Here is a 21,986-nt window from a genome sequence, read left to right as displayed (position 1 = left end):
GATCCGGACAATCAGTTCATCCCGCCTGCGCAGCGTTACAGGCGGAACGAGTCCCCCAGGTACACCCTGCGCACATCAGGATTGGCCAGCAGCGCGTCCGGAGCCCCCTGCGCGAGTACGCTGCCTTCATTGAGGATATACGCACGGTCGCAGATGCCCAAGGTCTCGCGCACGTTGTGGTCGGTGATGAGCACGCCGATGCCGCGGTTCTTGAGGTGGCGGATGATGCGCTGGATGTCGCCGACCGAGATCGGGTCGACGCCCGCGAACGGTTCATCGAGCAGGATCATGCGCGGCTGGGCGGCCAGTGCGCGGGCAATTTCCACGCGCCGCCGCTCGCCGCCGGACAGGCTCGCACCGGCCTGGTCGGCCACGTGGGTGATCTGCAGTTCTTCCAGCAGGTTGGCCAGCTCGGCTTCGCGTTCCTTGCGGCGGAGGTTGTCGCGCAGCTCCAGTACCAGGCGGATGTTGTCGGCCACCGACAGCTTGCGGAACACAGAAGGTTCCTGCGGCAGGTAGCCCACGCCAAGGCGGGCGCGCCGGTACATGGGCTCGTCGGTGATGTCGCGCCCGTCCAGCACGATGCGCCCGGCATCAGCAGTCACCAGACCGACGATCATGTAGAAGCATGTGGTCTTGCCGGCGCCGTTGGGACCGAGCAGCCCCACCACTTCGCCGGCTTCCAGGGTCAGGCCGAAGTCGCTGACCACCTCGCGTGAACGGTAGCGCTTGCGCAAGCCCTCCGCGGCCAGCATCAGTTGCTGTCCTGGCGCTGGCTGCGCGGCTGGATGCGCATGTGCACGCGTCCGGCGCCTTCGCCGCCGGCTTCCACGCGTTCGGTCTGCAGGTTGTAGACGATGCGCTCGCCCCGCATGTCACCGCGCGGCTGCTCCACCAGGGCATTGTCGGTCATGGTGAGCGTGTCGTTGCGCATGTCGTAGACAATGCGGCCGGCATGGGCGTTGAGCGGCTCGCCCTCATCGGTTTCCTGGAACATGGTGGCCGGGCTGCCGGTCAACACCACCCGATCCACTTCGCCGCCGCGCAGGGTCACTTCGGCGCGATCGGACTTGATCTCCAGGGTGCCCTGGGTGATCACCACGCCGCGGGACATGATGATGGGCTCGCCATCATTCAGCCCGCCTACCTGGTGGCCGGAGTGGATATCCATCGGCTGGTCGCGATCGGACTGGCGCCCGTGCGCGGACGCGGCCGCCAGCAGGGCGGCGGTAAGCAGCAGGGCACTAGCGGCGCGTCGGGACATAGCGGGTCTCTACCTCGGAATGGAGCACATAGCGCTTGCTGGACAGATCCACGTCCAGCCCGCGGCCCTGGATTGTAGAACCGGGCTGTTGCACGGTCACCAGTTCCTGGCTGCTTGCGGTGCGCTTCTCGGGGAATACATTCAGCTGCTCGGTGTTCATGGTGACCGGGCTGCCGTTGTTGTCGGTGCCGTCGGCCTGGACATCCTCGCGCAGCATGATCTCGTCGTGATCGGCGGTGATCAGTGCGTTCTGCGAGCGGATTTCCCAGTGTGCGCCGTGGGAGTCGGGCACCAGGAACAGCGGGGTCTGGATGCTGATCGTGCGGTCTTCGGGATGCTGTTCCAGCCGCGGTGCGCGAAGGGTGAAGGCCTCGCTGCCTTCGCTGCTCAGGGCGGTGAGTTCGAAATCGGTCAGCACGTAATCCGAGCGCAGCGGATCAATGGTCTGGACCACCGGCTCGGCGCGCTGGCGCCAGGCCGACCAGCCGGAAAGGATCGCCGCCACCACCAGCACCCCCGCCGTCACGCCGCGCCAGTTCATGCCCGCCGCCCGTCAACGCGGGCTTGCAGCAGGCCTTCCACCGCGCCCTGTGCGGTGAGCAGCAGGTCGCACAGCTCGCGGGCCGCGCCTTCGCCGCCGCGGGCGGTGGTGCGCCAGCAGGCTTCGGCCGCGGTCCAGGCGTGGGCGTTGGCTGGGGCCGCGGCCAGGCCGACCGCGCGCATGGGCGCAAGATCAGGCAGGTCATCGCCCATGAAAGCCACTTCGTCGAGGCCGATGCCCGCTTCGCTGCACAGCATCTCTACCTTGGCGAGCTTGTCGGCTACCGCGCAGAACGCGTCGATGCCCAGCTCGGCCGCGCGCCGTTCCACTGCCGCGCTGGCCCGGGCAGTGATCAGCGCCACGCGGATGCCGGCCTTGCGCAGCAGCACCAGGCCCTGGCCATCGTGCACGTGGAAGGCCTTCATCTCGCCGCCCTGGGCGTCAAAGTGCAGGCGCCCATCGGTCAGGGTGCCGTCCACATCGAAGCAGGCCAGGCGTATGCGCGCGGCGCGGGCCAGCAGTTCGGCTGGGAAGGATGCGGGTCCGTCCATCACACCACTCTCGCACGCAGCAGGTCGTGGATGTTGAGCGCGCCCACAACGTGGCCGTCGGCGTCGACCACCAGCAGGCCGTTGATCTTGTGGGTTTCCATCAGTCGGGCGGCCTCGACGGCCAGTGCGTCGCTGGCGATGGTGACCGGGGTGCGGGTCATGACCTCGGACACCCGGGTGGTGCGCACATCAACGCGCTCGTCCGCCAGTGTGCGGCGCAGGTCGCCATCGGTGAACAGGCCGAGCAGGCGACCTTCGGCGTCGACCACCGCGGTCAGGCCCAGGCGCTTGCGGCTGATTTCGAGCAATGCTTCGGCCAGGGTGGCTTCCTCGGCCACGCGCGGCACGTCATCGCCGCCATGCATCACGTCGTCGATGCGCAGCAACAGCTTCCGGCCCAGCGCGCCGGCGGGGTGTGAGCGGGCAAAGTCGTCGGCGGTGAAGCCGCGCGCGTTCAGCAGGGCCACGGCCAGCGCGTCGCCTACGGCCAGGCTGGCGGTGGTGCTGGAAGTGGGAGCCAAGCTCAGCGGGCAGGCTTCGGCCGGCACGCTCACGTCCAGATGCACGTCGGATTCGCGCCCGAGCGAGGACCCGGGCCGCCCGGTCATGGCGATCAGCACATTGCCCTGGCGGCGCAGGCCCGGCAGCATCATCATGATCTCGTCGGATTCGCCGGAATAGGACAGCGCCAGCACCACGTCCGCATCGGTGATCATGCCGAGATCGCCGTGTCCGGCTTCGCCCGGATGCACGTAGAACGCGGGGGTGCCGGTGGAGGCGAGGGTGGCGGCGATCTTGCGCGCGATGTGGCCGGACTTGCCCATGCCGGTGCAGACCACCCGACCCTGGCAAGCCAGGATGCGTTCGCAGGCTTCGCTGAAAGCACCGTCCAGGCGATCACCGACTGCCCGCAGCGCATCGATTTCTATTTCAATCACGCGCCGGCCGTTGGCGGCGAAATCGGAGGTGGCGGACGGTTGCGTTGCAGGGGTGACCATATCCAAGCTGATGGCTTTCCGTTAGGCTAAGCTGTTCATTTTACGCATGTCCCGCCGTGAATACCCCGCCGTCGCCTCCGACGCGGGTTGCTGCTCAGGCGGGCTTCACGAGCCGGAGCTGGCGCACGTTGGACGCACAAACCATCTGTGAACTGATTGAAAAGGGCTTGCCTGACGCCCGCGTGGAAGTACAGGGCGCCGATGGCGTCCATTTCGAAGCGGTGGTCGTGTCGGAATCCTTCCGTGGCAAATTGCCCCTGGCCCGTCATCGCATGGTGTACGCCACGCTGGGCGACCGTATCCAGACCGGTGAAATCCACGCCCTGGCCCTGACCACACTGACTCCGGACCAGGCTGCTTCCTGATCCTGGGCGCCGACTCCTGAGCGTCCGCCCGCGGCTGCACTCTCCCATGAAAAAAATCCGAATCCTCGGTGGCACTGCGCTTCACGGCGAAGTAGCCATTTCCGGTGCCAAGAACGCCGTCTTGCCCATCCTCTGCGCGAGCCTGTTGGCCGACGGCCCGGTGGAAATCAACAATGTTCCCAATCTGCAGGACGTGCTGACCACGGCGCGCCTGCTGCGGGAGCTGGGTGCGGACGTGGAACACGACGTCGCCAACTCCCGTTTCCGGATCGATCCCTGCCCGGCGACCGGCCACGTGGCCCCGTACGAGCTGGTACGCACCATGCGCGCCTCGGTGCTGGTGCTCGGTCCATTGCTGGCCCGCCACGGCGCGGCGGAAGTGTCCCTGCCCGGCGGCTGCGCGATCGGTTCGCGTCCGGTTGATCTGCACATCCACGCCATGCAGGCGCTGGGGGCTGAGGTGGAAGTCGAACACGGCTTCATCCGCGCCCGCGCCAGGCAGCTCAAGGGCGGGCACATCGAGTTTCCCATGGTCAGCGTGGGCGCCACCGAGAACGCCCTGATGGCCGCCAGCCTGGCCAAGGGCACTACGGTGATCGACAACGCCGCGCGCGAGCCGGAGGTGGTGGACCTGGCCGATTGTCTGATCGCGCTGGGCGCCGACATCGAAGGCGCCGGAACCGGTCGGATCGTGGTGCGCGGGGTGGAGCGCCTGGCTGGAGGCCGGCACGCCGTGCTGCCGGACCGGATCGAAGCCGGCACCTTCCTGGTGGCCGCGGCAATGACCGCTGGCTGCGTGACCGCCACGGGCACCCGCGCCGACACCATGGTCGCCGTGCTGGACAAGCTGGCCGAAGCCGGCGCCCGGCCCGTCATCGAGAGTGACCGCATCACCATCGACATGCGCGGCCGTAAGCCTCAGGCGGTCAATCTGGTCACTGAGCCGCATCCGGGCTTCCCCACCGACATGCAGGCGCAGTTCATGGCCATGAACTGCATCGCCGAGGGCATCGGCACCATCGATGAACGGATCTTCGAAAACCGTTTCATGCACGTCAACGAGTTGATGCGCCTGGGTGCCGACATCAACGTCGAAGGCAGCCGGGCTACGGTCACCGGCGTCCGGGCCCTCAGTGGCGCTCCGGTGATGGCCACCGACCTGCGCGCCTCCGCTTCGCTGATCCTGGCGGGCCTGGTGGCCTCCGGAGAAACAGTGATCGACCGCATCTACCATCTGGACCGGGGCTACGAGAACATCGAAGCCAAGCTGTCCGGGCTGGGCGCACAGATCTCGCGCATCTGATCGGCCTCGCGGCCGCGGACCAGCTAGGTCTCCTGTCCTACAACCAGTACCCGAAACGGGATATCGGCTGTGGCGCGTTCGCCGGTACTTTCGCTGAGGATCTCCAGCAGGATGTCGAAGTCTCCCGGAGCGCAGCGCTGCAGGCGGGCGGCATTTTCCAGTACCAGCAGCAGGCCCGGCGCCTGCTCCCACGAGAGATCTCCCAGGGCGTCGGCCAGCGCATCCCAGTTGTGGCCGAAGTAGTTCGGGAAATCGAGCGCACGGGCGATCTCCTCCAGCAGTGCAGTCTTGCCATCGACCGTTCCCAGGTCCACAGACACCACGCGGTAGCCGAGTGTGGCAGCGGCATCCTGTATCGCCGTGCATTCATCGTGGCTGGCCGGGTAGTCCACGCCAGATGCAGCATTGTGTTTCAGCCAGTTGCCGGGGTCAGTCGGGTTCATGGTTCCCCTGGCGCTGGAACGCGCGGAAGCTGCGGTAGTGGTCGGCGGTGTAGTACCACTCGGTGGGCGGGTCGCCACCGGTGACGATGCGTCGCGCGCCGCGGTGGCCGGCGCCCGGCGTCTCCACGGTGAATTCGCGGTAATGCCCCCGGGGTTGGGTGGGCAGCAGGCCTTCCCGGTTCTGGAACACAGTGCCGTCCTGCCGGTGTGGGTAGGGTCCGCCGCGATCAATCAACGCCAGGGTGGCATGCGCTTCAAGCGGCAGGAAGTCTGGAGCGCGGGGCGCCTGCGCGGGACGTTGCAGCTGCTCCGTGCTTCCAGTAAGTGCCGGTGCAGGCTCTTCTCCGCGCTGCAGCACCTGCCACGTCCCCAGAAGCAGCAGCCCTGCAAGCAGCCAGAGCCAGCTGCGCGGTGAGGAGCGGTGGCGCCTGCGACGTGACATGGGGCAATGATAGCGGGGTAGATGTCAGCCCTGCCTGGCTCCGAGCATGATGATGCACATGCCGAGCAGACACACACCCACGCCGACCCAATCGGTGACGGTGGGCCGGATGGCATCCACTGCCCACAGCCACACCAATGCAACGCTGATATACACCCCGCCATACGCGGCATAGACGCGCCCCGCGGCCTGTGGATGCAGGGTCAGCAGCCAGACGAATGCCGCCAGGCTCAGCGCCGCCGGCACCAGCAACCACGCTGAACGCCCCTGCTTGAGCCACAGCCAGGGCAGGTAACAGCCGATGATCTCGGCCAGGGCGGTCAGGGTGAACAGTCCCAGGATTTTGAGCAGGGCCAAAGCGACAGGGTCCGGCAGGGAAGCAAAAAAACGCCCGGCGATGCCGGGCGTTTCGATCAGCTACAGACGGGGATCAGCTGCCGAACGTCAGGGTGCCGCGCATCAGTGCGGAATGGCCCGGGAACGAGCAGAAGAAGGTGTAATCGGGGCCGGCAGTGAGCGAGCTCGTGGAGAAGGTGACCGAGGTGGACTCGCCACCGCCAACCATCTCCGTGGCGGCAATCACGCGCGCGTCGTCCGGCTTGACGTAGTCGGCATCCGCCCCGGCGGCCAGGCCATCGGCGGCAACGGCGGTGAAGTCGCCAGCGCTGGTCACCACCACGTTGTGGCCCATCGCCAGGACCGGCATTGAACCAACGTGGTTGAGGTTGATGGTGAACTCGCTGCACGAGGCCGGTACGTCGATCGAGCTGGTGTTGTACTGCATCCGGTCGTTGCCTTCGATGGTGATGGCGCAATCAGCCACCTGGGGTCCGGAATTGGCAGCCTGTTCGTCGACATTCTCGGCACCGCCGGTGGACTGCTCGGTGTAGGGCCGATCCAGGGCGTCGCCCTCGACAGTGTCGTCATGGCCACCGGCTGCGGTCGGCTCACCCACGGGTTCGGCAGGCGTGGTGTCCATCGGGGTGGTGTCCATCGCCGCGGTATCCGCCGGCGTCGTGCGATCGGCGTCAGCGGGGGTGCCGTCGCCGCCACAGGCGGCCAGGGCCAGCGAGCACGACAGGGCAAGCAGAGTCAGTCGGACTTTCATTTGAACCTCCAGGTCCATGAATGGGGAAACCATGCGCCTATTTTTGCTGATCATCCCTTACGAAAAAGTGATGACATCCACAGGCGGTATCTGTTCATTCAGCAACGTCCAGGCCCTCCAGCATGGCCTGCACGTGACGGTTGGGATTGCGGTCGGAGTGCACCGCGGCAATGGTGCCGTCCTGGCGGATGGCGTAGGACGTACGCGATGAGTATTCGCTGCCTTCGCTCACGGCCCGGTAGTCGGCGGCGATGCGCGCACCTTCATCAGCCGCAACCGGGAACTTGCCCGCGCAGGTAGAGCTGTCCGCGGAAAACTCCTGCAGCTGGTCGGTATTGCCGGCGGTCACGCCAATCACGGTGGCGCCCAGCTCTGCAAAGCGGTCGATGTTCTGCGAGAACAGTGACGCCTCGAGATTGCAGCCGGGCGTGTTGGCGGCCGGGAAGAAATACAGCACCACGGGTCCCTTCGCCAGCGCAGCGGCCATGTCGAACTGGAATGCTTCGCCCGCCAACCACGCAGGTGTTTCAAACAGCGGGGCGCGGTCGCCCGGCTGCAGACTCTCTTCGGCCATGGCAGGCTGGGTGCAGGCGGTGGCCAGCGTGAGGGAAAAGCCCAGCAAGGCGGTCTTGAAAAAGTTCATCGGAGACTCCGGATCGGCGGCGCAGCCGCGCCCGGTTCAATGCTACGCCTGTCACCGCCTGTGTGCAGGCACCGGCCGACCCATGACGTGGACGAACAGCGGCACCTGCTTTTGAAGATCTCCAAACCCCGTCAACCCCGGCGTCAGTTGAACGACTGCAACTGCAGGTCCAGATGATCGCGGCCGTTGCGGCGCTGCAGGATGCGGGCCGGTACCGGCAGGTCCTCGACCACCCAGGCAATGGTTTCGCGGCGACCGCTGGTGCGCACCACGCGGGTGGCCTCGCGCTGCTTGCCGGCCACACTGATGGTCTCGGTGCCATCGACACGGAACTGCTGTCCGCGCACGCGACCATCTTCCACCAGGCGATAGTTGAGCGGCTGTCCGGCGGCCACGTCACGTGCCACCGCCAGGTTGATCAGCATGCCGTCCATATCGCCGGGGCGAAGCTGCACGGGGCCAGCCTCATCGCTGTCCACGTCGCCGCTCCAGCGGGCCTGTTTGGCGTCCCAGTCGTAGGTGGTTTCCACGCTGCGGTTCTTGACCAGCATCGCGGCGAGGCCGGATTCACCAGCCTGCGAATCCACGCTTTTGAGCGGACGCCAATGGTCTCCATGTTCTTCGAAGGTGGTGCTCTGGGTCAGGCGCGCGCCCATGCCGGCAACTTCCACCTTGTACTCCCATTGGTCCTCGCCGCTGCGTGCCAGGGTCATGTTGCCGGTGGCCTGCATGCCCATGTAGCTGGCGCGGTACTCCGCGTTGAAAGGCTCCAGCGCCCATGCCGACGTGGCCGCTGCGAGCAGGGCGCCGGTCGCGAGCAGGCGGGCGCCGCTGCGCAGGATGCTGCGATGAAGTAGCTGGTTGGTCATGGTCATTCAGTCCCTCGGTATTCGATCAGGCGCAGGTCGATGGTGCCGTCACCGTCGATCTGCAGGATGCGGATCGGGGTAGGTACCCCGTTGGCGACCCACACAACCATTTCGTCGTCATCGTCGTCGATGCGTGAAACGCGCAGGGCGCTGTAGCCGATGTCGGCCACGCGGATGGATTCGGGCTCTTCGGCCACCTGGTACTCGTGCTCGCGGGCGCGGCCGTTGTCCACATAGCGGTAGCGCAGAGTGGCCCCGGGCTCGACGTCGCGGATCACCGCCAGGTTGATCAGCAGGGCGCTCATGTCGCCGTCCTGCAGCGGCACCGGCTGGCTGCGCCGTTCGCTGACGTCGCCGCTCCACTGGGCGGTGCGCGTGTGCCAGTCGTAGATGCCGGTGGAGTTGCGGCCGAACAGGATGGCCTTGCGCACCGTGCGCTGGGTCAGCGGCCGGAAAAAGTGGCCATCGTGGTGCACGTCGAAGACGGTGCTCTGCAGCATGTTCAGCCGGGCCAGGCCGATCAGCCCGCGGTTGGCGCGGATCTCCAGCTCGATTTCCCAGTTTGGTTCCTCGCGCCGCTCCAACTTCATGCTGGCTTCGCCGACGTGCCGGTCGCCGTACCAGGCCTCGTAGGTGGCGAAGAAGGGTTCAGGCTCAGCCGCCCGCACGGTGTCGGGGAGTGCCCAGATCGGCAGGATGAGCAGCAGGGTGAGCAGCAGAGTGAAATGTCGCATGGACGGCATCATGCAAAGCGGTTGTTGGACCCAAGCTGAAGCGGCATGTCCAAGGGTAATCCGTCGACATGAACGCTGTGTTCCTCCAGGCGGATGCGTCCGTTGGCGATCCAGCGCACCACTTCCACCAGCAGGGCGTGCTCGCGGCCCAGTACCCGCGCGGCCAGGCTCTCCTCATCATCGCCGGACAGCAGCGGCACCCGGGCCTGGGCGATGACCGGCCCACCGTCGAGGTCGGCGGTCACGTAATGGACACTGGCCCCATGTTCGTTGTCGCCTGCCTCCAGCGCACGCCGGTGCGTGTGCAGCCCCTTGTACCGGGGCAGCAGCGAGGGATGGATGTTGATCAGCAGGCCCGGCCTCGCCTCTGCCGCCGCGGGGCCGATCAGGCGCATATAGCCGGCGCAGACCACCAGGTCCGGCTGTACCGCGTCAACGTGGGCGAACAGGGCTTGGTCGTAGGCAGCGCGGGAAGGGAATGCCTTGGGGTCCTCGGCGGCGCAGGCTACGCCCGCCGCTCGGGCGCGATCCAGGGCCACGGCCCCGGCGCGGTCGGAGAACACCCCCACCAGGCGCGCATTGAGCGTGCCGGCGGCGATGGCGTCGATCAGGGCTTGCAGGTTGCTGCCGCGGCCGGACGCCAGGGCAGCGATGCGCAGAGGCCCGCCTTGCGGGCTGGTGGAATCCACAGGCAACTGCTCAGCCGATGCGGACGCGATCGCCGGCGGCGTCGCTGACCTGGCCGATGCGCCAATTGGCCAGACCGTGCTGTTCCAGACCCGCCTCCACCTGGCCCGCCGCGGCGGCGTCCACGGCCAGTACGAAGCCGAGTCCGCAGTTGAACGTGCGCCACATTTCCGCGTCGGCCACCGCGCCTTCGCACTGCAGCCACTCGAACACCGGCGGCAGCGCCCAGGCGCTGGCGTCCACCTCGATACCCAGCGGTTCGGGGATCACCCGCACGATGTTTTCGGTCAGGCCACCGCCGGTGATGTGGGCCAGGGCATGGATGGATTCACCGTGCGTCGCCAAAAGATCCAGCAGCGGCTTCACATAAATGGTGGTCGGCGCCATCAGCGCGTCGGCCAGCCGGGTGCCGGCCAGGTCCAGGTCGGCCGGGCTGCCGGCGCGCTCGTAGATCCGCCGGATCAGCGAATAACCGTTGGAATGCGGGCCGCTGGAGCCGATGCCGATCAGCACGTCGCCGGCGCGGGCGCGCGAACCGTCCACCAGATCGGCTTTTTCCACCGCACCCACGCAGAAGCCCGCCAGGTCGTATTCGCCCGGGGCGTACATGTCGGGCATTTCCGCGGTTTCGCCGCCGATCAGGGCGCAGCCGGCCAGCTCGCAGCCAGCGGCGATCCCGCCTACCACGGCCGCGGCGGTATCCACGTCCAGCTTGCCGGTGGCGAAGTAGTCGAGGAAAAACAGCGGTTCCGCGCCCTGGACCACGATGTCGTTGACGCACATGGCCACCAGGTCGATGCCGATGGTGTCATGGCGCCCCAGCTGCTGGGCCAGCTTGAGCTTGGTGCCCACGCCGTCAGTGCCCGAGACCAGGACCGGCTCGCGGTAGCGGCCGGACAGGTCGAAAAGAGCGCCGAAACCGCCCAGCCCGCCCATCACGCCGGGGCGGTGGGTGCGCTTGACCAGCGGCTTGATGCGTTCGACGAGGGCGTTGCCGGCATCGATATCGACGCCCGCATCGCGGTAGGTGAGCGGGGTGGGGGTGGTCACGGGTGCGGCCGCCAGAAAGGACAATGCGCGATTTTAGCAGTCGGGGAGGGTTCGCGGCCTGCTGCGCATGAGGATCTGCAACCACACGCCAACGACACCTCGACGAACAGGCAACCGGCTTTGTGGCAACATTCTGCGATCTGTATGTCCCGGGAACGCTACATGCCGCACGTTAACCGCATCGGATGCTGGATGGCCTGGCTGGTCGCCGGTTGCCTGCTGCTGGCTGGTGATGCCATGGCCCAGCGGATGGAAGGAGACCGCGCCGGCGCGCAGGGTCTGTATGAGGCCGAGGTCCGGGTCAACAGCCAGCGGGAGAATGAGCGCCGCGCCGCGCTGGGCCGCGCGCTGGCCCAGGTATTGGGCAAGCTGTCCGGAGACCAGGCGGTGGCCGAGCGGCCGGGCGTATCCGCCGAGCTGCGTCGTGCCGAGGGTTACGTGGAACATTTTGATTACCGCCAGGACGAGGGAACCTCGGCCAGTGGCGCGCCCACTTTCCACACCACGCTGGTGGTGCGCTTCCGTGAGGAGGCGGTAGAAGGCATGGCCGCGGCGCTGGGCCTGCCGATGTGGCCTGAACCCCGGCCGCGGCCGGTGCTGTGGCTGGCCATCGATGATGGCCGCGGTCCACGCCTGGTCACGCTCAACCAGAACAATGCGGTGCGACCGGTGCTCGATCGTGCCGGCGAGCGCGGCTATGGGCTTGGCCTGCCGCGGGGAAGCGCCGCCGAGCAGGCAGCCACCGGGGCGATCTGGCGCGGTGACCACGCCGCCGTAGCCCGTTTGTCGGCCCGCTACGCGCCGCCGATGCAACTGCTGGGCAAGCTGTACCGCCACGAGGGCGGTTGGAAGGCCGACTGGACCTTCGTCGATAACGGCCGGGTGCTGTCGCAGTGGTCCACCGAGAACGCACGGCCGCAGGCGGCCATGGCGGGCGGCGCCGACGGTGCAGCCGATGCGATGGTCAAGCGCTATGCGCGCGCCCCGGAGACGGGCCCGGCCGGCAGCTACCGGATGACGTTCACCGGTATCGACAGCAGCGATGACTTCATCCGCCTGGCGGGTTACCTGCAGGGCATGTCGGTAGTCCAGCGGATCACGCCGGTGCGGGCCACGGCCGATGGCCTGGAAGTGGAACTGGAGCTGCTGACCGGGCTTCCGGGTTTCCGCAGCCTGGCCGATGAGCGGGTGCTGGCGGAGATGGACATGCTGCTCGATACCGGTACTCCGATCTATCGGCTGGTGCGCTGACCGATGGCACCTTTGCAGGACACCGCGGCGATCGCCCTGTTCCTCAAGCGCCTGCAATGGGGGCTGGTGCTGGCGGTCGTCCTCTGGCTGCTGATTGCGCTGGGTCCGATCTTGACCCCGTTCGTGATGGCGGGGCTGCTGGCCTGGCTGTGCGATCCGCTGGTGGACCGGGTGGAGCGCACCGGTCGCTCGCGGCTTTTCGGGGTCAGCCTGGTATTCCTGCTGATGGTGCTGATGGTGACCCTGGCGATGCTGATCCTGGTGCCGATGGTCGAGCGCCAGGTGAAGACCCTTGTCGAGTCCCTGCCTTCCATCAGGGAGTGGGTCGTGGGCATCGCAATCCCGTGGATCGAGGAGCGCAGCGGATTTTCGCTGGCAGCCTGGGCCGATCCGCAACGGCTGTTCGATTGGGCGCGCGAACACTGGCAGCAGGCTGGCGGGGTGGCTGCGTCGTTCTTCGGCTACCTGCAGCGCTCGGGGTTCGTATTCATTACCTGGATCGTCAACCTGGTGCTGCTGCCGGTCCTGACCTTCTACTTCCTGCGCGACTGGGACCTGCTGGTGGAGCGCGTGGCTTCGCTGATCCCGCGCGACCATATCGATACCGTCGCTCGCCTGGCGCGCGAATCCGACGAGCGCCTGGGCGGATTCCTGCGTGGCCAGTTCCTGGTGATGGTGGCCCAGGGCGTGTTCTATGCGGTTGGCCTGCAGATCATCGGGTTGCGGCTGGGCATCCTGGTCGGCCTGGTGGCCGGACTGATCAGCTTCGTGCCCTACCTGGGCGCGACGGTGGGGGCGATCCTGATGCTGCTGGCGGCACTGGTGCAGGCACAGGGCATCGACTGGCAGCTGCTGATCCTCGGTACCGCGGTGTTCAGCGCCGGCCAGCTGCTGGAAAGCTACGTGCTGACGCCGCGGCTGGTGGGTGACCGGATCGGCCTGCACCCGGTGGCGGTGATCTTCGCGGTAATGGCGGGCGGGCAGCTGCTGGGTTTCCTGGGCATGCTGATTGCACTGCCGGTGGCGGCGGTGGCCAACGTGTTGCTGCGTTACGCGCATGAGCGCTACACCAGCAGCCGGCTGTATGCCGGCACCCCCTCGGGGGTGATGGTTGACAGGGGCAGCATCGTGACCGGCGCCGACGGCAAGGGGACGCCGGGAGCGTGAACCCGCCGATCGGCTCCCCGGGCAGCGGGCGGCAACTGCCCCTGGCGCTGCGCTATCCACCTGACCAGCGCTTTGACACTTTCGTGGCCGCACCTGAGGGCGCGGTGGAGCAGCTGCGCGCGCTGGCCGCGGGCACGGGCAGCGACTGGCTGTACCTGTCCGGTCCGGCGTCCACTGGCAAGAGCCACCTGGTGATGGCAGCCTGCGCCCATGCCCAGGTGCAGGGCCGGCGCGTGGCCTACGTGCCCATGGCCAGCGCGGTCGGGCGACTGGACCAGGCACTGGCCTCACTGCAGGAATACGACCTGGTGGCGCTGGACGGCCTGGACCTGATGGCGGGCCAGCGGAGTGACGAGATCGCCCTGTTTGATTTCCACAACCGGGCCCGCGTGGCCGGGACCGGGGTGCTGTACGCCGCACGGGTGCTGCCGGACGAGCTGCCGCTGACGCTGCCCGACCTGCGTTCGCGGCTGGGGCAGTGCGCGCGTATCCGCGTGGACGTGCTGGATGACGAGGGCCGTCGACAGGTGCTGCGGGTCCGTGCCGACCGGCGCGGGCTGCAGATAGATGAAGCCGCGATCGACTGGCTGCTGCGAAGGGTGGACCGGGACCTGGGCAGCCTGACCGGGCTGCTTGACCGGCTCGACCGTGAATCCCTCGCGGCCCAGCGGCGCATTACCGTGCCCTTCCTGCGCGAGGTCCTGGCGGCCTCGCAGGCCGAGTAGCCAAGGCGACCCGGTCAGTAGCGCAGGGCGGCGTAGAACGATTCCTGTGAGGCCGCGCGTGCCTGGCCCAGCGTGGTGATGCCGCGCTCGCGCAGCAGCGGAATCAGCCCGAGGAAGACCTCAGCCGTGGCCCGCGCGTCACCCAGTGCGGTGTGGCGCCCAGCCACCTCCACGCCCAGCCGCGCGGAGATGGTCTCCAGACCATGGTTGGGTTCGTTCGGCCAGGCCAGGCTGGCCAGCAGCAGGGTGTCGAGTACGGGCTGGTCAAAACGCACTCCGCTGGAGTCCTCCTTGAGGGCCAGGAAGCGCATGTCGAACGCCGCGTTGTGGCCCACCAGCACGGTGTCGCTGGCGAAGGCGTGGAATGCTGGCAGGATCTGGTCGATGCCGGGCTGGCCGCGCACCATCTCCAGGCTGATGCCGTGGATCTGGAAGCCGGCGTCAGGAATGGTCCGCCGCGGGTTCACCAGCTGGTCGAAGCGCTCGGATGCCAGCAGCTTGCCATTGACGATCCGGATCGCACCGATCTGGATGATCTCGTCCCCGCCGGCCGGATCCAGGCCGGTGGTTTCAGTGTCGAATACGGTGAACGACAGTTCTGACAGCAGCCGGTTATCCAGGCTGTGACTGTCTGCGCTCGCCGCGAAGAGGTCGAAATCGTAGTACGCCGGTCTGCTGCCGGCGGCCTGGGGCGCGTCGCCGACGCTGGTTTGCGGCAGGAGGAACCGGTAGCACATGTCTCCACCGTTCGGCCCGGGCCCGGGCGTGCGCTCCAGCCACAGTTCGCCGCCGTGCCGCTCGGCCACCTCGCGCACCGTGGGCGCGGGGCCCGGCCCGGTCGCCTCGGTCTGCCAGCGGCGCAATGACTCCAGGTCGATCTCGGCGCCCCGCCACGCCAGGTCCAGATGGGCCCGCTTGCCGGCAGGCGCCAGTCGCAGCCGAAGTTCGGCCGGGGTGCCCTCCAGCAGCCGGACGCTCAAAAACACCAGCGCCTGGATCAGGGCCAGGCTGTCGACCCGCAGCCACAGGGTCTCTTCTTCAACCACGATATCGACGCTGTGCCCGGTGTGGGCGCGGATCCGCTGTGTGGCGGCCGTTGCCAGGTCGATCCCGCGCATGCCCTGTAGCGGCCAGCGCACGCGCTGGTCGGCTGAGGCCTCGGCGCCGAGCCGGTCCAGCCGGGCGCTCATGCCGGCAACCTCCTGGCGCAGCACCACCTGGAAATTTTCCCGCTCGGCAGGCTGCAGGTCTGGATAGTCGAGCATGTCCAATGCAGCCTGGATGGCGGCGAACGAGGAGCGGCTGGCTTCGGTCAGCTCGATCAGGATGCGGTCGCGCCGACCCTGGGTTTCCTGCTCCCGGGTGATGTCGTCCAGCATCAGGATGTAGCCGGTAGCCTCCGCATCGGTGGCCTCCACGCCGGTGTCGTCGACCGGATGCACCGGCGCCGCGTTGACCTGCAACAGGTGGCCGCCGGGTGTCGTGGCGACAAAGCGGACCGCGCTGGCAGCATCTCCGCGGGCATGGCGCTGGGCCACGATCTCCAGCGCGTGCTCGATCGCGGCAGCGTCGATCAGGGCGTGGATGGAACGGCCGAGCCCGATCAGCTCCACGCCTTGCAGCTGGCCCGGCGTCCGTGACAGCGCCCGCGACAGGCGCAATGCACGCTCGTTGTAGAGCAGGATCCTGCCTTCCCGGTTGCACGCGACCACGGCGTGGTGGAGCTGGGCCATCAGCGTGGCCAACTGGTCGCGCTGCTGGCCCACGCGGTTGCTGGCGGCTTGGACCTGTTCGGCCATGGTCGCGCCCAGTTCCCGCCGTACGGTGGCAAGGGAATTGACCGCTTCGGCCAGTTCCCTGAGCTCGTCGGGGCCTTCGGGTACCAGGTCCGGGGCAGACGCGGTGCCGGTCAGCGCGCGGATCGCGTCCGCCATGCGCGCGCTGCGCCCTGCCCAGGCTGCTCGCTGCCAGGCCACCGCCCATGCCCCCAGGCCGGCGCCGGCCAGCCACCAGGCCGCCACCAGTGCCCAGTGATGGGCAGACAGGACGATGGCGCCGGCCAGCCACAGGGCGAGCGCCAGACCAGGCGCAAGCAGGGCAGCCCGCTTCATGCCAGCCCGTCCCGCGCCAGCCCGTCTCACGCCAACATGTCCCGCACCTGCTGGGCCAGCTCGCGGGTGGAGAACGGCTTGGTGACGTAGGCATCCGCGCCTACGCCGATGCCGCGCGCCCTGTCCGTCTCGCGGCCCTTGGCAGTGAGCATCAGGATCAGGGTGTCGCGCAGCCCGGGGTCGGCACGTACCGCCTCGCACACATCGAAACCGTTCATCCCCGGCATCATCGCGTCCAGCAGCACCAGCCGCGGGCGCTGGTTGCGGATCGCCTCCAGCGCAGCCACGCCATCGCGCGCGACCAGCACTTCGTAGCCCTCGCGTTTCATCATGAACTCAAGGGAAATGACGATGTTCGGTTCATCGTCGGCAATCAGCACCGTGGTCATTGCGTCCCTCCTTCCGGCCGCAGCGGCAGCTTGAATGCAAAGCATGCGCCGCCGTCGGCTTGATGATGCAGCCAGATCTTACCGCCCAGGTGCTCCACGATCTGGCGGCTGATGGTCAGGCCCAGGCCGGTGCCGGGCGGGCGGTCCAGTTCGTCGCCGCCCTGGCGGAACTTGTCGAACACGGTGGGCCGTTCCCTTTCGGGCACGCCGGGGCCGTTGTCCGCGACTTCCACCACCAGTCCGTCGCTTTCCTCCCGCAGCCGCACTTCGACCCGGCCACCGGTGGTCGGCACGAACTTGGCGGCGTTGGACAGCAGGTTCAGCATTACCTGGGCCAGGCGATCCCGATCGGCTGCCACCGGCGGCACCGCGTCGGGCAGATGCACGTCGACGGCCACGTCCTTGCTGCGGAACAGCTCGCCGGTCGATTTCAGCGCTGCCACCACCACCTCGCGCAGATCCAGCGGTTCGATGTGCCATTCGGCCATCCCCGCCTCGATCTTGGCCATGTCCAGCACCTGGCTGACCAATCGGCCGAGCCGCTCGCTCTCGGCGACGATGATGGCCAGGAATTCCTCGCGCTGGGCGGGCTCGATATCCGCCGTGTCGTGCATCAGCTCGGCCAGTGCCCGGATCGATGTCAGCGGGGTGCGCAGCTCGTGGCTGACCGAGGAGATGAAGTCGTCCTTCATCCGGTCCAGGCTCTTGAGCTGCTCGTTGGCCTCGCGCAGTTCGCTGGAGGTCTGCTCCAGCGCCCGGGCGTAGGCGCGGACCTGGCTGGCCTCGTCGAGGATGTCGATCACGTCATCCAGTCCCAGCCGTTCTTCCTGCGCCACCGAGGCCACCATCACCCGTGCGGATGCACTGCCGATGGCGCCTGCAAGCTGGCGCTCCACGTGGTCAACCAGGCGTGCATCGGGCACCAGCCGGCTGGCATCGCCCACGCCGGTCTCGTGGGCCAGCTCATCGAACACCGCGCCCGCGCGCGCCTCACCCAGCAGCCGGTTGGCCAGCTGGCGCAGGTCATCCAGCCTGGCCCGGCCGCGCCAGAACACCGGTGCGTCCGAGCCGCCGCGCTCGAACACATCCACGAACAGCAGCGCCTGGCTGGCCTCGCGCCCGGTCGGCTCGCGCCGCAGTGACAGCCCCACGTACAGGCTGATATTGACCAGCAGGCTCCAGAACAGGGCGTGGGTAAGGGGGTCGAAGCCGGTCAGCCCGAACAGGCTTTCCGGCGCCAGGGCCTGGATGCCGAAAGGCCCGGCCTCGAGGATGCCGTCGCCGATCCACCCCGACTTGGCCAGCGAGGGCAGCATCAGCGTCCAGGCCCAGACCGCGAAGCCGCCGAGCAGCCCGCCGATCGCCCCGGTGCGGGTGCCGCCGCGCCAGTACATGCCGCCAAACAGGGCGGGCGCGAACTGCGCCACCGCGGCAAAGCTGATCAGCCCGATCGACACCAGCGCATAGGCGTCGCCGGCCACGTGGAAGTACAGGTATCCCAACAGCAGCACGCCCAGGATCGCCGCGCGGCGGATGTTGAGCAGCAGCCGGGTCAGGTCGCCGCCGCTGCGCGAGCGGAACCCGGGCAGGCGCAGCAGCGCTGGCATCACCAGGTCGTTGCAGACCATAGTCGAGATCGCGATCGTCTCCACGATCAGCATGCCGGTGGCCGCCGACAGGCCACCGATGTAGGCAAACAGGGCCAGGGTGATCATGCCCTCGCTCAGCGGCAGCGAGAGCACGAAGGTTTCCGGATCGGTCGTGCCGGTGCCGAAGATCAGCAGGCCGCCGATCGCCAGCGGCAGCACGAACAGGTTGATCAGCAGCAGGTAGGCCGGGAACATCCACGCCGCGCGCTTGAAGTGCCGCTCATCCACGCATTCGACCACCATCACCTGGAACTGCCGCGGCAGCAGGATCACCGACAGAGCCGAGACGAAGGTCAGGGTGAACCACTCCGCATAGCCGAAAGCGTCGACCGCGCGGCCGCCGGACAGCAGCAGGCCATGCAACTCGGGCAGGTCCATCGCAGCCCGGGCCCAGATGTCGGCAGGTCCATCGAACAGGCCCCAGGTGACGAAGATGCCCACTGCGAGAAAGGCCACCAGCTTGACCAGCGATTCGGTGGCAATCGCCGCCACCATGCCCTCGTGGCGCTCGGCGCTGTCCAGGTGCCGGGTGCCGAAGATGACGGTGAAGGCCGCCAGCGCCAGGGCGATCATCAGGGTGCCGTCCTGCCACCAGGCCAGGCCAGCGGCCGCGGTGCCCGGTGTGTCGGTCAGCAGCCGGTAGCCCGATGACACCGCCTTCAGCTGCAGCGCGATGTAGGGAACGATGCCCACCACGGTGATCAGCGTCACCAGCGCCGCCAGTGCCGGGCTCTTGCCGTAGCGGCTGGCGATAAAGTCGGCGATCGAGGTGATGCGGTACTCGCGGGCAATGCGGATCATCTTGCGCACCACGATCCAGCCCACCAGCATCACCAGCGTGGGACCGAGGTAGATCGGCAGGAACCAGATGCCGCCCGACGCCGCCCGACCCACGCTGCCGAAATAGGTCCACGCCGAGCAGTACACCCCCAGCGACAGCGCGTAGATCCACGGCCGTCCGATCACCGAGCGTCCCTGCGCCGCGCGCCTGTCGGCGAACGCCGCGATCGCGAACAGCAGGGCCAGGTAGCCGGCCGACACCGCCAGCACCAGCCACGCGGGGATCATTCGTTCTTCTCCGACACCCAGGCCAGCGCGGCGATCAGCCCGGCCCAGCTGGTGAACAGCGCCACCGGCAGCAGCGGAAGCCCGAACACCGTGGCGTCCCTGCTCCACACGATCAGCAGCGGGAAGTTCCACAGCGCCAGGCCCAGCGCGCACAGCGCCACCAGTACCGCGGGCTTGGGCGGCGGACTCCTCACAGCGTGTCGAATCGGAAGCGCCGGCCCAGCCACTGTCTGAAGCCGCGCACGATGGCGATCGAGTCCCTCAGCGTCTGCCGCTCCAGCCGGCCCAGGGCGTCCAGTCGCACCTCGTTGCCTGGTTCACGCCCTTCGGCCAGCTGGCGCAGGTTGGTGGTCAGTTTCAGGCCGATCAGGAACTGCAGCGCCTCGGCCAGGTCGCGGGCCATGGGGGCTTCGATCCGGCCCTCCGCCTCCAGCGCCCTGATGCGGTCCACGGTGCCCGGCGCCCGGATCCGGTGCTGCAGGGCCAGCGCCCGCACCCCGTGCACGATCGGGAACAGCCCCACCTTCTTGATATCGATCCGCGTGGGCCGGGTGCCCTTGAGGCCTGGCAGGCGGGTCCACCAGCTGTCGCCGTCGTCGAACTGTTCGACCGCGCGGGTGAAGCGTGCAAACCACAGGCCGCTGTCCTGCACCAGATGGTCGACATGGTCGCGCGCCGCCTGCAGCAGGCTTTCATCCCCGTCCACAGCGGCCGCATCCAGGAAGATGGCCAGGTTCATCGGCCCCACCGGATCGCTGCCGTGAACCCAGTCACGCAGGCTTTTTTTGAAGCCTGCCAACGGCTGGCACCACAGCGGGCGGCTGAGCATGATCCCGCCAGGGCAGGGCGGGTAGCCGAGTTCGCCCAGCGCGGCGCTGAAGGCGGCGGTCACCTCGCCCAGCCGCGGGTGCTCGAAGCCGTCGCGCAGGATCAGCGCATTGTCCTGGTCGGTCTTGACGATCTGCTCACCGCGACCCTCGCTGCCCATCACCACCAGGCAGGAGTTGCTGCGCAGTTCTGCCGGTGCCAGCAGCGTCCACAGGCGCCGGAACACCTGGCGGTTGAGCTCGCCCACCAGCCCGGCGATTACACTGGGGCGCACCCCGTCCTGGTGCAGCAGGCGGATCAGCCCGTCGACCTGGGTTGCGGCTGCGGCCAGGGCCGGAACATCCTGCGCCGAGGCCGCCTGCAGGGTGATCAGGTGCGAATGGCCGGCCACGAATCCCATCAGGTCAAGCTGGCTCAGCACGCCCACTACCGCGTCGCCATCGCGCACGATCACCCGGTGGATGCGATGGCGCAGCATCAGGATCAGGGCTTCGTGGAGTTCGTCATTCACCGATACCGACACCGGAGCGAACGTGGCCAGATCGCGCACCGCCAGTTGGGCTGGCGGCTCGGGACGGAGCAGGGCATCGCGCAGGTTGGTGGTGGTGAAGATGCCGAGCCGGTCGCCATCGCGCACCAGCGCTTCGCCGACGCCGCGCTCGTCCAGCATCCGGCACAGGCTGACCACGTCGGTATCGCCATCGACGAAGAATGGCTGGCGCAGGTAAGCCTCACCGACGCGCGCCGTCATCAGCGACACCAGTTCGCGCTGCTCCCCGCGCACGGTGTCGGTCCGCGCGTCTGCGGACGGTTGCTGCGTGTTGTCCTGTCCCCGGCCTTCCGACACCTGGCTGCCCCCGGTATCCCGTGACTAAGAGTTCGGTGCCACCTGGCCGGAGTGTAGCGTGCCCGCCGCGTGCGCCTGCAGGGCAGGCCCTGGTCGCCGATCAATCGCAGCTCGGCCCTGCGCGGCTGACAGGGGCGATGCCGGGATTGGCGGCGTGGGGCGCGCAGCCCGTTCCTACGGCTCCGCTACCAGCGACGCTTCCAATTCTGCCAAGCGCCGGGGCGTGCCCACATCCGTCCACGCTCCCGCATGGTGCTCGCCGGTGACCTGGCCTTCGGCAATGGCTGCGCGCAGCAGCGGCGCCAGCTTGAACCGCGGCGGGGCCTTTTCCGCACCTGGTGCGTCACCGATGATCCGCCGCCAGTCGTCAAACAGCGAAGCGCGGTAGACCCCGATGCCGGAGAAGGTGAGCCGCTCGCCGCCGTCATTGCGCAGGATGCCGTTGGGGCACGCGGCGAAATCCCCGGCGCTGTTGTGGTCCGGGTTGTTGACCAGCACCAGGTGCGCATCGCCGCGCGGCTGGTGCGGCAGCAGGCTGAAATCGTAATCGGTCCAGATATCGCCATTGACGGCGATGAACGGGTCGTTGCCCAGCCGGGCCAGCGCCTGCCACATGCCGCCGCCAGTCTCCAGCGGCACCTCGCCCTCATACGAGTAGTGGATCGACAGGCCCCAACGGCTGCCGTCACCGAGCGCAGCGGGAAACTGCGATGCCAGCCAGGAAGTGTTGATCACCACCTCGTCCACGCCCGCCGCGGCCAGCCGCTCCAGATGCCACACGATCAGCGGCTTGCCGGCCGCCTGCAGCAGGGGCTTGGGGGTGGTGTCGGTCAGCGGCCGCATGCGCTCGCCCAGACCGGCGGCGAAGATGAGCGCCTTCATCGGCGGATCGCCCCGGCGCAACGGTAGGCAAACAGGTGGCTGGGCTGGAACGGCATGGCGACCTGGCGGAA

25 protein-coding genes are annotated in these 21,986 nt (G+C 67.9%); 5 read left to right on the top strand and 20 right to left on the bottom strand.

Going from position 1 to position 21,986, the window contains the following annotated elements:
* Nucleotides 1-35 precede the first annotated feature (35 nt).
* Genes lptB through ACW7G2_RS09270 form a run of 5 tightly spaced genes read right to left on the bottom strand, consistent with a single transcriptional unit; the run spans nucleotide 36 to nucleotide 3,354 of the window.
* Entirely contained in the window at nucleotides 36-755 is a 720-nt protein-coding gene (lptB, locus tag ACW7G2_RS09290; protein ID WP_456975009.1) for an LPS export ABC transporter ATP-binding protein, read from the bottom strand.
* Nucleotides 755-1,264 (bottom strand): lipopolysaccharide transport periplasmic protein LptA, encoded by a 510-nt coding sequence (gene lptA / locus ACW7G2_RS09285; protein ID WP_456975007.1) that lies wholly within the window; start codon nucleotides 1,262-1,264, stop codon nucleotides 755-757. Before lptA ends, lptB begins: the two co-directional genes overlap by 1 nt.
* On the bottom strand, nucleotides 1,245-1,805 hold the full coding sequence (gene lptC, locus ACW7G2_RS09280; protein ID WP_456975005.1) for an LPS export ABC transporter periplasmic protein LptC: 561 nt from the start codon (nucleotides 1,803-1,805) through the stop codon (nucleotides 1,245-1,247). Before lptC ends, lptA begins: the two co-directional genes overlap by 20 nt.
* Nucleotides 1,802-2,356 (bottom strand): KdsC family phosphatase, encoded by a 555-nt coding sequence (locus ACW7G2_RS09275; RefSeq protein ID WP_456975003.1) that lies wholly within the window; start codon nucleotides 2,354-2,356, stop codon nucleotides 1,802-1,804. The genes lptC and ACW7G2_RS09275 overlap by 4 nt, the downstream gene beginning before the upstream one ends.
* Nucleotides 2,356-3,354 carry a KpsF/GutQ family sugar-phosphate isomerase gene (locus ACW7G2_RS09270; protein WP_456975227.1) on the bottom strand — a complete coding sequence of 333 codons (999 nt, stop codon included), beginning with the start codon at nucleotides 3,352-3,354 and terminating at the stop codon, nucleotides 2,356-2,358. Before ACW7G2_RS09270 ends, ACW7G2_RS09275 begins: the two co-directional genes overlap by 1 nt.
* A 128-nt stretch (nucleotides 3,355-3,482) precedes the next feature.
* Here ACW7G2_RS09270 and ACW7G2_RS09265 point away from each other — a divergent pair, with 128 nt between their 5' ends.
* Nucleotides 3,483-3,719 carry a BolA family protein gene (locus ACW7G2_RS09265; RefSeq protein ID WP_456975001.1) on the top strand — a complete coding sequence of 79 codons (237 nt, stop codon included), beginning with the start codon at nucleotides 3,483-3,485 and terminating at the stop codon, nucleotides 3,717-3,719.
* Between the two features lie 46 nt (nucleotides 3,720-3,765).
* Nucleotides 3,766-5,022 carry a UDP-N-acetylglucosamine 1-carboxyvinyltransferase gene (gene murA / locus ACW7G2_RS09260; protein ID WP_456974999.1) on the top strand — a complete coding sequence of 419 codons (1,257 nt, stop codon included), beginning with the start codon at nucleotides 3,766-3,768 and terminating at the stop codon, nucleotides 5,020-5,022.
* A gap of 23 nt (nucleotides 5,023-5,045) precedes the next feature.
* On the opposite strand, the gene ACW7G2_RS09255 is transcribed toward murA, so the two are convergent.
* The 9 genes from ACW7G2_RS09255 to purM all read right to left on the bottom strand — a co-directional run bounded on the left by ACW7G2_RS09255 (nucleotide 5,046) and on the right by purM (nucleotide 10,998).
* Nucleotides 5,046-5,465 (bottom strand): barstar family protein, encoded by a 420-nt coding sequence (locus tag ACW7G2_RS09255; protein WP_456974997.1) that lies wholly within the window; start codon nucleotides 5,463-5,465, stop codon nucleotides 5,046-5,048.
* Nucleotides 5,452-5,907, bottom strand: a complete 456-nt coding sequence (locus tag ACW7G2_RS09250) for a ribonuclease domain-containing protein (protein ID WP_456974995.1) — start codon at nucleotides 5,905-5,907, stop codon at nucleotides 5,452-5,454. Before ACW7G2_RS09250 ends, ACW7G2_RS09255 begins: the two co-directional genes overlap by 14 nt.
* A gap of 24 nt (nucleotides 5,908-5,931) precedes the next feature.
* Nucleotides 5,932-6,264 (bottom strand): YnfA family protein, encoded by a 333-nt coding sequence (locus tag ACW7G2_RS09245; RefSeq protein WP_456974993.1) that lies wholly within the window; start codon nucleotides 6,262-6,264, stop codon nucleotides 5,932-5,934.
* A 73-nt stretch (nucleotides 6,265-6,337) separates the two neighbouring features.
* On the bottom strand, nucleotides 6,338-7,015 hold the full coding sequence (azu, locus tag ACW7G2_RS09240; RefSeq protein WP_456974991.1) for an azurin: 678 nt from the start codon (nucleotides 7,013-7,015) through the stop codon (nucleotides 6,338-6,340).
* Between the two features lie 94 nt (nucleotides 7,016-7,109).
* Nucleotides 7,110-7,658 carry a peroxiredoxin gene (locus ACW7G2_RS09235; protein WP_456974989.1) on the bottom strand — a complete coding sequence of 183 codons (549 nt, stop codon included), beginning with the start codon at nucleotides 7,656-7,658 and terminating at the stop codon, nucleotides 7,110-7,112.
* A gap of 143 nt (nucleotides 7,659-7,801) precedes the next feature.
* Nucleotides 7,802-8,533: a DUF3108 domain-containing protein gene (locus ACW7G2_RS09230; RefSeq protein WP_456974987.1), complete on the bottom strand. Its 732-nt coding sequence runs from the start codon at nucleotides 8,531-8,533 to the stop codon at nucleotides 7,802-7,804.
* Nucleotides 8,530-9,261, bottom strand: coding sequence for a DUF3108 domain-containing protein (locus ACW7G2_RS09225; RefSeq protein WP_456974985.1), 732 nt, complete (start codon nucleotides 9,259-9,261; stop codon nucleotides 8,530-8,532). Before ACW7G2_RS09225 ends, ACW7G2_RS09230 begins: the two co-directional genes overlap by 4 nt.
* 8 nt (nucleotides 9,262-9,269) lie before the next feature.
* On the bottom strand, nucleotides 9,270-9,950 hold the full coding sequence (purN, locus tag ACW7G2_RS09220; protein WP_456974983.1) for a phosphoribosylglycinamide formyltransferase: 681 nt from the start codon (nucleotides 9,948-9,950) through the stop codon (nucleotides 9,270-9,272).
* Between the two features lie 10 nt (nucleotides 9,951-9,960).
* Nucleotides 9,961-10,998, bottom strand: coding sequence for a phosphoribosylformylglycinamidine cyclo-ligase (gene purM / locus ACW7G2_RS09215; protein ID WP_456974981.1), 1,038 nt, complete (start codon nucleotides 10,996-10,998; stop codon nucleotides 9,961-9,963).
* Nucleotides 10,999-11,190: 192 nt separating this feature from the next.
* Here purM and ACW7G2_RS09210 point away from each other — a divergent pair, with 192 nt between their 5' ends.
* The 3 genes from ACW7G2_RS09210 to hda are packed head-to-tail and all read left to right on the top strand — an operon-like array spanning nucleotide 11,191 to nucleotide 14,141.
* Nucleotides 11,191-12,249 (top strand): DUF2066 domain-containing protein, encoded by a 1,059-nt coding sequence (locus ACW7G2_RS09210; protein ID WP_456975225.1) that lies wholly within the window; start codon nucleotides 11,191-11,193, stop codon nucleotides 12,247-12,249.
* Between the two features lie 3 nt (nucleotides 12,250-12,252).
* A complete protein-coding gene (locus tag ACW7G2_RS09205) occupies nucleotides 12,253-13,416 on the top strand; it encodes an AI-2E family transporter (protein ID WP_456974979.1) in 1,164 nt (387 codons plus the stop codon).
* Nucleotides 13,413-14,141 (top strand): DnaA regulatory inactivator Hda, encoded by a 729-nt coding sequence (gene hda / locus ACW7G2_RS09200; RefSeq protein WP_456974977.1) that lies wholly within the window; start codon nucleotides 13,413-13,415, stop codon nucleotides 14,139-14,141. Before ACW7G2_RS09205 ends, hda begins: the two co-directional genes overlap by 4 nt.
* A gap of 14 nt (nucleotides 14,142-14,155) precedes the next feature.
* Here the strand turns inward: hda and ACW7G2_RS09195 are convergent, their stop codons facing one another.
* The 6 genes from ACW7G2_RS09195 to murU all read right to left on the bottom strand — a co-directional run bounded on the left by ACW7G2_RS09195 (nucleotide 14,156) and on the right by murU (nucleotide 21,915).
* On the bottom strand, nucleotides 14,156-16,252 hold the full coding sequence (locus tag ACW7G2_RS09195) for an exonuclease domain-containing protein (protein ID WP_456974975.1): 2,097 nt from the start codon (nucleotides 16,250-16,252) through the stop codon (nucleotides 14,156-14,158).
* Nucleotides 16,253-16,278: 26 nt separating this feature from the next.
* A complete protein-coding gene (locus tag ACW7G2_RS09190) occupies nucleotides 16,279-16,641 on the bottom strand; it encodes a response regulator transcription factor (protein ID WP_456974973.1) in 363 nt (120 codons plus the stop codon).
* Nucleotides 16,638-19,358, bottom strand: coding sequence for an ATP-binding protein (locus ACW7G2_RS09185; protein ID WP_456974971.1), 2,721 nt, complete (start codon nucleotides 19,356-19,358; stop codon nucleotides 16,638-16,640). The genes ACW7G2_RS09190 and ACW7G2_RS09185 overlap by 4 nt, the downstream gene beginning before the upstream one ends.
* On the bottom strand, nucleotides 19,355-19,552 hold the full coding sequence (locus tag ACW7G2_RS09180) for a hypothetical protein (protein ID WP_456974969.1): 198 nt from the start codon (nucleotides 19,550-19,552) through the stop codon (nucleotides 19,355-19,357). The genes ACW7G2_RS09185 and ACW7G2_RS09180 overlap by 4 nt, the downstream gene beginning before the upstream one ends.
* Complete coding sequence (locus ACW7G2_RS09175; RefSeq protein ID WP_456974967.1) at nucleotides 19,549-21,033, bottom strand: putative nucleotidyltransferase substrate binding domain-containing protein; 1,485 nt, start codon at nucleotides 21,031-21,033, stop codon at nucleotides 19,549-19,551. The genes ACW7G2_RS09180 and ACW7G2_RS09175 overlap by 4 nt, the downstream gene beginning before the upstream one ends.
* Before the next feature lie 174 nt (nucleotides 21,034-21,207).
* Nucleotides 21,208-21,915 (bottom strand): N-acetylmuramate alpha-1-phosphate uridylyltransferase MurU, encoded by a 708-nt coding sequence (murU, locus tag ACW7G2_RS09170; RefSeq protein ID WP_456974965.1) that lies wholly within the window; start codon nucleotides 21,913-21,915, stop codon nucleotides 21,208-21,210.
* Nucleotides 21,916-21,986: the final 71 nt, after the last annotated feature.

This window comes from Luteimonas sp. A277 (assembly GCF_054052045.1).
This window is presented reverse-complemented; position numbering and strand designations above follow the sequence as displayed.